Source organism: Lysobacter sp. Root690, assembly GCF_001427785.1.
Classification (GTDB): domain Bacteria; phylum Pseudomonadota; class Gammaproteobacteria; order Xanthomonadales; family Xanthomonadaceae; genus Lysobacter.
Genome location: NZ_LMHM01000018.1, coordinates 372,250 through 384,951, shown reverse-complemented (window position 1 = coordinate 384,951; position 12,702 = coordinate 372,250). Strand labels below are relative to the sequence as shown.

Annotated in this window: 11 protein-coding genes; 1 reads left to right on the top strand and 10 read right to left on the bottom strand. The window is 67.5% G+C overall.

Annotated features, from left to right (window positions below):
- Positions 1 to 319 precede the first annotated feature (319 nt).
- The 6 genes from ASD86_RS24795 to cysG form a co-directional block, all read right to left on the bottom strand.
- On the bottom strand, positions 320 to 820 hold the full coding sequence (locus tag ASD86_RS24795; RefSeq protein ID WP_056117067.1) for an O-acetyl-ADP-ribose deacetylase: 501 nt from the start codon (positions 818 to 820) through the stop codon (positions 320 to 322).
- 4 nt (positions 821 to 824) lie between these two features.
- Positions 825 to 1,379, bottom strand: a complete 555-nt coding sequence (locus ASD86_RS24790; RefSeq protein WP_056117065.1) for an RNA 2'-phosphotransferase — start codon at positions 1,377 to 1,379, stop codon at positions 825 to 827.
- A gap of 80 nt (positions 1,380 to 1,459) precedes the next feature.
- Positions 1,460 to 2,200, bottom strand: coding sequence for an N-acetylmuramate alpha-1-phosphate uridylyltransferase MurU (gene murU, locus ASD86_RS24785; protein WP_056117063.1), 741 nt, complete (start codon positions 2,198 to 2,200; stop codon positions 1,460 to 1,462).
- Positions 2,197 to 3,234, bottom strand: a complete 1,038-nt coding sequence (locus ASD86_RS24780; protein ID WP_056117061.1) for a phosphotransferase — start codon at positions 3,232 to 3,234, stop codon at positions 2,197 to 2,199. Before ASD86_RS24780 ends, murU begins: the two co-directional genes overlap by 4 nt.
- A gap of 633 nt (positions 3,235 to 3,867) precedes the next feature.
- Positions 3,868 to 4,851, bottom strand: coding sequence for a cysteine synthase A (gene cysK / locus ASD86_RS24775; protein ID WP_056117060.1), 984 nt, complete (start codon positions 4,849 to 4,851; stop codon positions 3,868 to 3,870).
- Between the two features lie 31 nt (positions 4,852 to 4,882).
- Positions 4,883 to 6,337, bottom strand: a complete 1,455-nt coding sequence (gene cysG, locus ASD86_RS24770) for a siroheme synthase CysG (RefSeq protein ID WP_056117058.1) — start codon at positions 6,335 to 6,337, stop codon at positions 4,883 to 4,885.
- A gap of 335 nt (positions 6,338 to 6,672) precedes the next feature.
- On the opposite strand from cysG, the gene ASD86_RS24765 reads away from it, so the two are divergent.
- Complete coding sequence (locus ASD86_RS24765; RefSeq protein ID WP_056117056.1) at positions 6,673 to 7,656, top strand: LysR family transcriptional regulator; 984 nt, start codon at positions 6,673 to 6,675, stop codon at positions 7,654 to 7,656.
- Between the two features lie 238 nt (positions 7,657 to 7,894).
- Here ASD86_RS24765 and ASD86_RS24760 read toward each other — a convergent pair whose 3' ends face one another.
- The 4 genes from ASD86_RS24760 to ASD86_RS24750 are packed head-to-tail and all read right to left on the bottom strand — an operon-like array spanning position 7,895 to position 12,499.
- A complete protein-coding gene (locus ASD86_RS24760) occupies positions 7,895 to 8,647 on the bottom strand; it encodes a phosphoadenylyl-sulfate reductase (RefSeq protein ID WP_056117054.1) in 753 nt (250 codons plus the stop codon).
- The gene (gene cysI / locus ASD86_RS24755) at positions 8,644 to 10,398 is read right to left on the bottom strand and encodes an assimilatory sulfite reductase (NADPH) hemoprotein subunit (RefSeq protein ID WP_056117051.1); all 1,755 of its coding nucleotides are present in this window, start codon (positions 10,396 to 10,398) and stop codon (positions 8,644 to 8,646) included. Before cysI ends, ASD86_RS24760 begins: the two co-directional genes overlap by 4 nt.
- Positions 10,395 to 10,649, bottom strand: coding sequence for a hypothetical protein (locus tag ASD86_RS27135; protein ID WP_157477105.1), 255 nt, complete (start codon positions 10,647 to 10,649; stop codon positions 10,395 to 10,397). Before ASD86_RS27135 ends, cysI begins: the two co-directional genes overlap by 4 nt.
- Positions 10,649 to 12,499, bottom strand: a complete 1,851-nt coding sequence (locus ASD86_RS24750) for an assimilatory sulfite reductase (NADPH) flavoprotein subunit (RefSeq protein WP_056117050.1) — start codon at positions 12,497 to 12,499, stop codon at positions 10,649 to 10,651. The genes ASD86_RS27135 and ASD86_RS24750 overlap by 1 nt, the downstream gene beginning before the upstream one ends.
- Positions 12,500 to 12,702 lie beyond the last annotated feature (203 nt).

The window sequence follows — 12,702 nt, the reverse complement described above, 5'->3', positions numbered from 1 at the left end:
TCCATGTCCCGGTGGCGCACGGCGTGCATCCTGCACGCCGCCCTCTGGGTGTGCTTTTGCTAACGCGAGTTACAAGCTTCGCAGCGCTGGATGAACTGCGCGGCTTCAATCATTGAGCCAAAGCCAAAGCCAAAGCCACAGCTGAGGCTGAGGCTGTGGCCAAAGTTCGAGTGGAGTCGGAGCCAAGGCCGGGGCGATGGCCGCGCTTGAAAGAGACGGAAAACGGGGCTCGACCCAAATCATTGGGATTCGAAAAAGTCGCTGCGACACGCCACGAACGCGGCCAGAACGCGATAGCGCGTTCTCAAGCGCAACCGCGCTAAGCCAACAACTCCCGATAAATCGCCAGATCGGCCTCGGAAAAGCAACAGAACACCACTTCGTCGATCGAGTCGTCGCGCGCGCCGAAATCACGCGCCGTGGCCACCGCGACCTCGGCCGCCGCCCGCGACGGATAACCGAAAATACCCGTGCTGATGCATGGGAACGCGATGCGCTTGAGGCCGCGCTTCGCCGCGATCTGCAGACACTGTCGATAGCACGACGCCAACAACGCCGGCTCGCCCTGATCGCCGCCGCGCCAGACCGGGCCGACGGTGTGGATCACGTACTGCGCCGGCAGCCGATAGCCGCGCGTCAGCTTGGCCTCGCCGGTCTTGCAGCCGCCGAGCAAACGGCATTCGGACACCAGGTCCGGCCCGGCCGCGCGATGAATCGCGCCGTCCACGCCGCCGCCGCCGAGCAGCGAGGAATTGGCCGCATTGACGATCGCGTCGATCGTCAGTTTGGTGATGTCGCCTTGGATCGCGCGCAACTGCATACGGTCAGTTCGGCTCGGGCCAGTCGATGAATTCGGCCGCGACCGCGTCGGTCAGCCACACGCCGTTGGCGGACTGATAGAAGCTCAATCCGCGCGCATGCATTTCGCTGGCGCGGATGGTCAGCACCAGGGCCTTGCCATGGCGGCTGCCGACCTTGGTCGCGGTGGCTTGATCCGAGGACAGATGCACGTGCTGGCGGCTTTGCTTGACCAGGCCGAGGTTGCGGATCGATTTGGCGAAGCGGGTCGCGGTGCCGTGGTACAGCGTGGCCGGCGGCGGCAGCGGCGCCAGTTCCAGGTCGACCTCGATCGAATGGCCCTGGTTGGCGCGGATGCGCGCGCCGTCTTCGCTGATCGCGAAGCGCTGCTTGTCGCTGTCGCGCACGACTTGTTCGATCAGTTCGCGCGTTACCGGCTTGCCGTCGGCGTTGGCCAGGCGGATCAGTTCGTCGAGGTCGGCCCAGCCGTTGGCATCGAGGGTCAGGCCGATTGCTTCGGGTTCGTGGCGCAGCACGAGGCTGAGGAATTTGCTGGTCTTGGTGAGGTTGACGGAGCTCATGTGGTTTCCAATTCGGTAAGGGCGGCGGCGCGATCCGGCGGCATGGCCGGTCGCGTCGCGCGCAGTAAGCAAGGCGATGCTCAGCCGTTCGCCGCGGCGGCCAGCGCCGCGTCGAGCTGTTGCAATCGTTCCGGGGTGCCGACATCGGTCCAGCGGCCGCGATGGTGTTCGCCGCTCAGGCGGCCGCGCGCGGCAGCGGCGCGTAGCAGCGGCACAGTGCTGAAACGCGGCGGTTGCAACTGCGTACCGGGCGCGTCGCCGAGCACGTCGCGCCAGCCGTCGAACAGGCTTGCGCGGTACAGGCCGATGCCGGAGTAGGTGAGCCGCGATGGGCCGTCGTTGTGCAGCAGGCTTTGATCGAGCCGGCTGGTATCGAGTTGGAAATCGCCGCGCGGATGCTGCGTTGGATTGTCCACCAACACCAGATACGCATCGCCGTCGAACTCACGCGGCAACGCGGCGAAGTCGTAATCGGTCCAGATATCGCCGTTGGCTACGAGGAACGGTGCCCGCGGATCGGCGCCGTCGAGCAACAGCGGCAGGGCATTCAACAGGCCGCCGCCGGTTTCCAGCGGCGTGGTGCCTTCGTACGAATAGCGCAGGCGCAGGCCCCAGCGCGCGCCGTCGCCGAGGGTGTCGGCGAACTGCGGCGCGAGCCACGAGGTGTTGACGATCACCTCGCTCACGCCGATCGCGGCCAGTTTTTCCAGATGCCATTCGATCAGGCGCTTGCCGCCGACCGCAAGCAGCGGCTTGGGCGTGTGCAGGGTTAGCGGGCGCATGCGCTCGCCCAGGCCGGCGGCGAAGATCAGCGCCTTCATGCCGGCTGGGTCGCGGTGGTGGCGGCCAGCGCCGGGCGCACGTAGCGCTCGACGATCTCGGCCAGCGGCGCCAGTTCGGGGTAACGCGGCAGCACCACGTCGAGGTAGGCGAGGAAACGCGGCGCGTCGGCCAGGTACTTCGGCTTGCCGTCGCGGTGATTGAGGCGCGCGAACAGGCCGATGATCTTGATGTGGCGTTGCAGGCCGGCGTAGTCGGCATCGCGGCGGAAACGGGTGAAGTCGGGCAGCGGGATGCCGGCGGCGGTCGCGCGCGCGTGGTAGCGCGCGAGCCAGCCGTCGATGCGTGGCTCCGGCCAACTGACGAAGGCGTCGCGGAACAGGCTGATCGGGTCGTAGGCGATCGGCCCGCGCAACGCGCCCTGGAAATCGATCACCGCCACGCCGCCGTCGACCGGCATCAGATTGCGCGGCATGTAGTCGCGATGCACGAACACCTGGCGCTGGGCGAGCACGTTGTCGAGGATGCGGCGATAGGCCAGGTCGAGCTTTTCCAGGTCGCCGCAGTCGAGGGTCAGGCCGAGATGACGGCCGAGGAACCATTCGTCGAACAACCGCAGTTCGCGCGCCAGAAAGGCCTCGTCGTAGGGCTGCAGGTCGTCGGGGCAGGGCAGCGCCTGGATCTTGAGCAACTGGTCGAAGGCGGCGTCGAACAGCGCATCGGCGTCGGCTTCGCCGGCCTCGAAGGCCTGCAGGAAGGTCTGCTGGCCGAGGTCCTCCAGCAGCAGGAAACCCAGTTCCATGTCCTGCGCATGCACCTGCGGGACGCGCACGCCGCCGGCCAGCAGCATCTCGCGGATGCGCAGCCACGGCCGGGCGTCTTCGAGCTCGGGCGGGGAATCCATGACGATCACGCTGCGCTCGGTCGCGCCGCCGGCGTCGGCCAGACCGCGCCAATAGCTGCGGAAACCGGCGTCGAACGAGGCGCGGGTCAGGTCGAGGCGGTCGTCGCCGGTCGCCGCGCGCGCCCAGGCCAGGCGGGCGTCGTCGCGGTCGGTAGGGTGCGGCTGGGTCATGCGTGCTCCATGCGGCCGGGGCGGTCGCAGGTGCACAGGGTAAACGTCCGTGGGCCAGGGGTGAATGTCGGGGAGCGTGGGAGGCCCTCATCCGCCCTTCGGGCACCTTCTCCCGCCAGCGGGAGAAGGGACGGGCGGAGTCGCTGAAGGATCGGGGGGCTCTCGTAGTGCCACGAGGCGCGTGCGTCACTCGGCGATGAGCATCCGGTGCTGAGCATCGTAGAGCCCTCTCCCGCGCGCGGGAGAGGGTGGGGTGAGGGCAGACACGCTCGCATCGCGCTGCCGGTCTCACGGATAGAAGTAGGGCGGAGCCCTCGCCGCAGGTTCCTCCAACGCAGTCGCCACCGCTGCCTTCGGATTTCCTGCGCCGAGAACCCCGCCCTACAGGTACACCTGCATCAATCAAAACCGCTCAAGGAGAAAAACTTAGGAGAACAACGCAAGGAGAACACTCAAGGAGAACAACTGCGTCTTTCAGCATCGACCGCTTTGCAAACAACTACAGCAACAACGAACCACACAAAAAACCGATCAGATCCAATGGAAGCGCGGGGCGAGGCCGGCGCGGCGCCGGTTCCTGCGTAGCGGCACGTGTACGCGGTTCCGTCGCGCACGGCCTCGCCCCGCCTGTTGCTAGGCCGCGACCGGCTCCTCGGTTTTATCCAGAGAGGCCAGCCACTCGTCGTCCGATCCTTCCGATACGCCTTCGAACAGGAACGTCGACAGATAGCGCTCGCCGGTGTCGGGCAGCATCGCCAGCAGCACCGAGCCTTCCGGCGCGCTTTGCGCGACTTGCAGCGCGGCGGCCACGGTCGCGCCGGCGGAGATGCCGACGAACAAGCCTTCCTCGGACGCGAGCCGGCGCGCGGTGTCGCGCGCGGTCACGTCGTCGACCGGACGGATTTCGTCGGCGACGCCGCGATCAAGCACGCCGGGCACGAAGTCCGGGGTCCAGCCCTGGATCTTGTGCGGCTGCCAGTTGGCGCCGCTGAGCAGGGACGCGCCGGCCGGTTCGGACGTGATGATCTTCAGCTCCGGACGCGCGAGCTTGAGCACCTGGCCGACGCCGGTCAGGGTGCCGCCGGTGCCCCAGCCGGTGACGAAGTAGTCCAGCCGCTTGCCGGCGAAATCGAGCAGGATTTCCGGACCGGTGGTGCTGCGGTGATAAGCGGGGTTTGCCGGGTTTTCGAACTGCCGGGCCAGGAACCAACCGTGTTTTTCCGCCAGTTCGGCGGCCTTGCGGACCATGCCGGTGCCGCGTTCGGCGGCCGGGGTCAGGATCACTTTCGCGCCGTACGCGCGCATCAGCTTGCGCCGTTCGATCGAGAAGGTTTCGGTCATCACCGCGACGAAGGGATAGCCGCGCGCGGCGGCGACCAGGGCCAGCGCGATGCCGGTATTGCCCGAGGTCGCTTCCACGATCGTCTGGCCGGGCTTGAGCGCGCCGCTACGTTCGGCGTCGAGCACGATCGCCAGGGCGAGACGGTCCTTGACCGATCCGCCGGGATTGAACGATTCGACCTTCGCGTAAAGCGATACGTGCTTGGGCGCGATGCGATGCAATTTGACGATCGGGGTGTTGCCGATGGTGTCGAGGATGCTGTCGTACAAAGGCATTGGAAGGTCTCCCGTGGCGTGGGTGATGAGGTCAGGCGGCCGCGGCGAACGCGGTGTCGCTGGAAATTTCGAAGTCAGGTACATCGGTCAACGGCGCATCGCCGAACCAGTGCAGGCGCGTGGCGAGCGCGGCGACTTCGCCGACGATCAGCAAGGCCGGCGACTGCACGTCATGTCCGCGCGCGCGCTCGGCCAGATCGGCGAGGGTGCCGGTGACCACGCGTTGTTCGCGGCGCGAACCGTTTTCGATCAATGCGAACGGGGTGCTCGCGGCGCGGCCGTGTTCGATCAGCTTGTCGCGCAGCACGTCCAGGCCGGACACGCCCATGTACACCGCGAGCGTCTGTTTTTCCTGAGCCAGCGACCGCCAGTCGAGCGCGTCGGCGGAATCTTTCAGATGCGCGGTGACCACTCGCAGCGATTGCGCATGCTCGCGATGGGTCAATGGGATACCGGCGTAGGCGGCACACGCCAACGCGGCGGTGATGCCCGGCACCACTTCGAAGGCGATGCCAGCATCGGCCAGCACTTCAAGTTCTTCGCCGCCGCGGCCGAACACGAACGGATCGCCGCCCTTGAGCCGCACCACGCGCTTGCCGGCGCGGGCGTGTTCGAGCATCAACTCGTGGATGCGGTCCTGGGTGGTGTGGTGATTGCCGGCCTGCTTGCCGACTTCGATCAGTTCGGCGTCGCGGCGCGCGAGCCGCAGCACGTCGGCGCTGACCAACCGATCATGCAGGATCACGTCGGCTTCGTTGAGCATGCGCAATCCGCGCAAGGTCATCAACCCCGCATCGCCCGGGCCCGCGCCGACCAGCGCGACCGTGCCGGCCTGCGGCACCGCGGGCTTGTCGTCGATCAAGGCCACGCCGAACGCGCGCTGGGCCTCATCGATACGGCCTTCGCGCAGCAGCGACGGAATCGGACCCGACAGCACGCGGTCGAAGAAACGTCGGCGCAGGCCCATGTCGGGGTAGTGCTTGCGGATGCGCGCGCGTTCGCGGGTCAGCAGGTTGGCGAGCGCGCCGAGCGATTCGTCGAACTGGGTTTCCAGGGTTTCGCGCAGATGGCGCGCGAGCATCGGCGCGCCGCCGCCGCTGGAGATCGCGATCTGCACCGGGCCGCGTTCGACCCGCGCCGGGACGTGGAAGCTGGAGGCCTCGACATCGTCGACCACGTTGACCCAGACCCGCCGCGCCAATCCGGCGTCGGCGACGGCGCGGTTGACCGCGGCATCGTCGGTCGCGGCGATCGCGAGCCAGGCGCCGGCCAGCCATTCGGGGACGAATGACCCGGCGAGGTGTTCGATCCGGCCTTGTGCGGCCCAGGCCGCGAGCGTGGCCGACAGTTCCGGCGCCCCGACCCGCACCCGCGCCCCGGCGTCCAGCAGCGCCGCGGCCTTGCGCTGCGCCACCGCGCCACCGCCGACCACCAGCACGAGACGCTCGCGCAGATCGGCAAACAGCGGGAACAGGAGGCTGGTCATGGCGGCGTGGACTGGATCCGGGGACGATGGAACGACCCTAAGGCCGCCGCCGGGCGACCGGAAATGACGCCGCCGCCTTTGCTCATGCCGTCACGTAATGAGTCGCAGCGTTGCGGTGCGGATACTGGACAAAGCCACCATACGCCGGCTAGCCTATAAATCCCTTTATCCGAATAGAGCGATAAATACGTGGACGCGACCCGTCAGCGAATGTCCTGCGCACCGGCTTCGGCCCCGGTCGTCCGGAAACGGAACGACGCGGGTTGTTGTCGCCCGTGCCGTCAGCGCGCTGCCCATCGCCTCCACCGCGGTCCTCTCTTACGGATAGTTTCGCCATGACCCTGACTCAGCTGCGTTATCTGGTCGCCATCGCCGATTCCGGCCTCAACATCACCCTGGCCGCCGAGCGCGTCCACGCCACCCAGCCCGGTCTGTCCAAGCAGCTCAAGCAGCTGGAGGACGAACTGGGTTTCCTGTTGTTCGTGCGCAAGGGCCGCAGCCTGGAAGCGATCGCGCCGGCCGGCGAGCGCGTGCTCGAACACGCGCGCCGCATTCTTGAAGAAGCCGGCAATATCCGCGCCTACGCCGCCAACGAGCGCGGCCAGCATGCCGGTCGTCTGGTGCTGTCGACCACGCACACCCAGGCGCGCTACGTGTTGCCGCCGATCATCGCCCAGGTCAAGCGCGACTTCCCGCAGGTCAGCGTGCATCTGCAGGCCGCGGCCGACGGCGAGGTGCTGTCGCATCTGTCGCACGGCAACGCCGATCTTGCGGTGATCAGCACCGCCGGCGCCGCGCCCGAAGGCGGGCTGGCGGTGCCGTTGTTCCGTTGGCGCCGGGTGGTGCTGGTGCCGCGCACGCATACGCTGGCCAAGCTCGATCGCGCGCCGACCCTGGCCGATCTCGCATCGCAGCCGTTGATCAGTTACGAATCCTCGACTCGGCCGGAATCCTCGTTGCGCCGCGCGTTCGCCGCCGGCGGTCACGAGCCGCAGTTGGCGATGACCGCGCGCGACGCGGATCTGATCAAGACCTATGTGCGCGCCGGATTGGGCGTGGGCGTGCTGGCCGAGATGGCGGTGACCTCGCGCGATGAAGATCTCAAGGCGTTGGTCGCGCCGGACGCGTTTCCCGAGTGCATCACCTGGGCGGTGATCCCGCGTGCGCGTGTGCTGCGCGATTACGCGCTGGAGTTGCTGCACGGGTTGGCGCCGCAGATCGACCGGCGCGATCTGCGCCGGGTGCTGGAAGGCAATCTGGAACCGCAGTGGCCGACGGCGCCGACCTGGGTTGAGTTGACGCAGCCGATCAGTTCCTGATCGCGCTCACCGTTACTCCTGCTCCTCGCTTTCACTCCCTCTCCCGCTTGCGGGAGAGGGCTGGGGTGAGGGCGCGCGAATCCACAAGCGCTGTTGTCGCCTGAAATCTTGATTCGAATTCACTACAAGACTTCACGATAATCAGATCGCCCGCACGCCCTCATCCGGCCCTTCGGGCCACCTTCTCCCGCAAGCGGGAGAAGGACTCGGCATCGAGGGTTGCAAGCGTTCGAAATCTTCAAGCTGCCTGATTTTCCGCCGCCGGCTCACTATCGAAATGCAAGCCGCACTCGCGCTTGAGCCCGAAGAACCGCGTGTCCTCCTCGCGCATGCCCGGTTCCAGGCGTCGCGTGGTGTGGATATCGCCGATCGATACATAGCCGTCGTGCCACAACGGGTGATACGGCAGATCGTGCGCCTGCAGGTATTGCCAGACTTCGCGATCGCTCCAGTCGGCGAGCGGATGCAGTTTCCAGCGGCCGTCCTTGATCTGCAGGAAATCCAGGTTGGCGCGGCTGCCCGACTGGCTGCGGCGCAGGCCGGCGATCCAGGTGCGCACGCCCAGTTCGTTCAAGGCGCGCTGCATCGGCTCGACCTTGCGCATGCGGTTGTAGCGCTCGATGCCTTCCAGCCCCTGTTCCCACAGGCGGCCGAATTTCGCTTCCATCCAGGCGATGCCGATCTGCGGGCGATACACCTTGAGGTTGAGCTTGAGTCGGTCGCCGAGTTCGTCGATGAAGCGGTAGGTCTCGGGAAACAGATAACCGGTATCGACCACGATTACCGGAATCCGCGGCGCCTGCGCCGTGACCATGTGCAGCGACACCGCCGATTGCGCGCCGAAACTCGACGACAGCGCGTGCTCGCCGGCGGTGTTTTCCAGCGCCCAGGCGACGCGCTGTTCGGCCGACTGGGTGCCCAGCCAGGCGTTGAGTTCGGCCAGCGCGCGCGGCGATTCGGCGGCGGTGACGGGATCGGTGGGAGCGCTCATGCGTGGGCCTCGGTAACCAGGACCACCGGAATGCCGGTGGGAGTGGGATAGGGGACGGATACGACGTCGCGGCGGATCAGGTAATCGCCGAAACCTTCCTCGCCGTCGCGCTCGCTGGCGTAGCCGGCGAACAGCGGATCGAGCGCGGCCAGGATCTCGGGTTCGGCGATGTTTTCGCGGTACAGCGTGTTCAAGCGCTGGCCGCGATGATCGGCGCCGAGCATCAGGTTGTAGCGGCCCGGCGCCTTGCCGACCAGGGCGATCTCGCCCAGGTACGGACGCGAGCAGCCGTTCGGGCAACCGCTGATGCGCAGGTTGATCGAGGCATCCGGAATCGCGTGCTTGGCCAGCAGTTTTTCGACCTCGCCTACGAAATCGGGCAGGTAGCGTTCGGCTTCGGCCATGGCCAGGCCGCAGGTCGGTAGCGCCACGCAGGCCAGCGCATTGCGCCGCACCGCGCTCGCCCGCACATGCCCGTCCAGGCCGTGCTGCGCGACCAGCGCATCGACCTGCGCGCGCAGCGCCGCCGGTACCCCGGCGATCACCAGATTCTGGTTCGGGGTCATGCGGAATTCGGCGCCGTCGTGGCCGTCGAGCAATTGCGCGATCTCGCGCAGACCGCTCAGATGGGTGACCGCTTCGCCCAGGCCATCGAGCGCGCCGTCGACGATGCGGCCGGCCGGAATACGCAAGGTCAGATGCGCGACGCTTTCGCCGCCGGCGCTGTCGTCGCTGTCGACCCAGCCGAAACGGTCGCCGTTATGGCGGAAGGCGAACGGCCGCGCCGGAAGGAGAGAGAAACCGGCGCGGCGTTCGACTTCCGCCTTGAACCACTCAAGCCCACGGTCGTCGATGGTGTACTTCAGACGCGCGCGCTTGCGCACCGTGCGATTGCCGAAATCGCGCTGCGCGGTCACCACCGCCACGCCGACCTCGATCACCTGCTCGGGGGTCACGAAACCGATCACGTCGGCGACCCGCGGATAGGTTTCCGCATCGCCATGGGTCGCGCCCATGCCGCCGCCGATGGTGACGTTGTAGCCCAGCAGCTCGCCGGCTTCGATGATCGCGATATAACCCAGGTCCTGGGCGAACACATCGACATCGTTGTACGGGGGAATCGCGAAGCCGATCTTGAACTTGCGCGGCAGGTAGGCGTTGCCGTAGATCGGCTCGTCCTCGCTGCCGCTGCCGTCGATCCTTTCTTCGTCCAGCCAGATCTCGTAATAGGCGCGGGTGTTCGGCAGCAAATGCTCCGACAGCGCCGCGGCCTGGGCGAACACCTGCGCGTGCGAGGCCGAGATCTGCGGATTGGCGGCGACCGCGACGTTGCGGTTGACGTCGCCGCACGCGGCCAGGGTGTCGATCAGCGCGGCATTGATCGCCTGCATGGTCGACTTGAGTTCGGTCTTGATCACGCCGTGGAACTGGAACGCCTGGCGGGTGGTGATGCGCAGGCCGCGTTCGGCATAGGTCGTCGCGATCGCGTCGAGCTTGAGCCATTGCCGCGGCGACACCACCCCGCCCGGCGTGCGGGTGCGGATCATGAAGCTGTAGGCCGGTTCCAGCAGCGCCTGGCGGCGTTCTTCGCGGACGTCGCGATCGTCCTGCTGGTAGCTGCCGTGGTACTTGATCAGGGTCTGATCGTCGTCGTTGAGCGCGCCGGTGACCTGATTGGCCAGGCTTTCCAGCAGCGTGCCGCGCAGGCGCGCGCTGTTGTGCTTGATGTCCTCGACCGAATGCGCGCTCATGCGCGCGCTCCGCGCGGTGACGGATGCAGCCCGAACAGAGCGCGGCCCGCCGGCGATGCCGCGCTCTTGTCGGCGCGTGCGGTCGAGACGGTGTCGTTTCCGCGTTCCATCCGGACTGCCGGGGCAACTGGCGTTCCGTCGCGATCAGTAGACACGAACATGCGTGCAGCGACCTGCGACGCGCGGCCCGCTTTCATGAAGTGCCGCTCGATGAAGAGCCGTTGCGAACTGCGATGGCCTTGCGCGTGCATCAGTAAACGTCCCGGGCGTAGCGGCCCTGTTGCTGCAACTCGTTCAGATACTCTTCGGCGGCTTCGGCAGTCTTGCCGCCGTGTTCGGCGATCACCGCCAGCAACGCGGCGTGCACGTCCTTGGCCATGCGGGTGGCATCGCCGCACACGTACAGATGCGCGCCGCCTTGCAGCCAGTCGTACAAGTCGCGGCCGTGTTCGCGCAGCCGATGCTGGACGTAGATCTTCTGCGCCTGATCGCGTGAGAACGCGAGGTCCAGGCGATGCAGCTGCCCGGCCTTCAACGCTGCCTGCCATTCCACTTGATAGAGGAAGTCGCTGCGGAAATGCGGATTGCCGAACAGCAGCCAGTTGCGGCCGGCGGCGCCATCGGAGGCGCGGTCCTGGACGAAACCGCGGAACGGCGCGACGCCGGTGCCGGGCCCGATCATGACGATGTCGCGAGTGGAATCGCTCGGCAGGCGGAAGCGGTCGTTGTGTTCGATGAACACCGGCAGGCGTTCGCCTTCCTCGGCGACGGCGAGCAGATGCGAGGCCGCGCCCCAGCGCAGGCCGTCCTGCGTCGCGTACTCCAGGTGAGCGACGGTGAGATGGGCCTCGTCGCCGACCGCCTTCTGGCTGGAGGCGATCGAATACAGCCGCGGGGTCAGCGGCCGCAACGCGGCGACCAGTTCCTCGGCCGACCAGTCGCCATCGAAGCGTTGCAGCAGGTCGATGACCTGGGTGCGCGACAGCAGCTCGGCTAGTTGCACATTCTGGTCGGGCGCGAGCAGGCGGTTGAGTTCCTCGCTGCGCGAGTGCGCGGCATGGCTGGCGACGAACGGCCGCGCCAGCTTGGTCAGCTCGCGCTTCTCGCTGAGCCACTGGCGCAGCGGCAGGTGCTGGCCGTTGTGACCGACCTCGGCCTCGCCGTCGAGTTGCAGGGTGTCGAGCACCGCCTGCACCAGCGCGGGCGGATTGCGCGGCCACAGCCCGAGCGCGTCGCCGGGCTGGTAATGCAGGCCCGAGCCTTCCAGCGACAGTTCGATATGGCGGATGTCCTTGTCGAAGCCGACCGCGCCGGCGGCGCTGGAACTGCGCGCGATCAGCCGGCGGTTGGCGATCAGCTCGGCCGCGAACGGCGCGTCGCGATGGAACGCCGGCGCGGCCTGCAGCGGGCGCAACGGCGTGACCGTGGCCAGATGCGCCGTGGTCGGCTTGAGCGCGTCGCGGGCGTGGCCCAGCGCCTGCTGCAGCCACGGCGTGGACACGGTTTCGAAATCCAGGTCGGCTTCGCCGCGCGCGAACAAGCGGGTCGCGCCGAGTTCGGCCAGACGGGTGTCGAGCCTTGCGCCGATCGCGCAGAACTGCGGATAGCTCGAATCGCCCAGGCCAAGCACGGCGAAGCTCAAACCCTTGAGCTCGGGCGCGCGCTTGCCGGCGATGAACTCGACCAGACCGCGCGCGTCGTCCGGCGGATCGCCGTCGCCTTGGGTGCTGATGACGATATAAAGCAGTCGCTCGGTCTTCAGTTCGCGGGTCGGGTAGGCGTCGGCGCGGACCAGCCGCACCGACAGCCCGGCGGCTTCGGCCTGGCCGGCGAGCTGTTCGGCCAGACGCTTGGCGTTACCGGTCTGACTGCCGTAGACGATGCTCAGGCGCTCGCCGGCCTTGACTTCCGCCGCGGGCGCGGCAGTGGCGGGCGCCAGGGCCGCGCCGGAGCGGGCCAGCCCGGCGGCATAGCCCGACAACCACCACAGACTGTTGTTATCGAGGCCGTCGGTCAGGCGGGCGAGCGAATCGAGCCGGTCCGCGGGCAGCGGGCTGGCGAGCAGAGCGGGGGCGGCGAGCGTGGTGGCGGCGGCGGGCACGGCGGTCGGCGTCTGGCTTGGGAGACTGAAGGCTACGAGCCGGGAGGGCCACTGCGGAAAGGATGCTCGGTTATGCGTTCATGACCTGCGCTCATTTCTCCCCGAATCCGGGGGGATTTCTAATGGCCCCATCGAACGGCCGGTCCGGATGTGGTTCGATGGACGTCCGCGGAACCTTCCAGAAGGGTCCGCGCGGTGCTCCA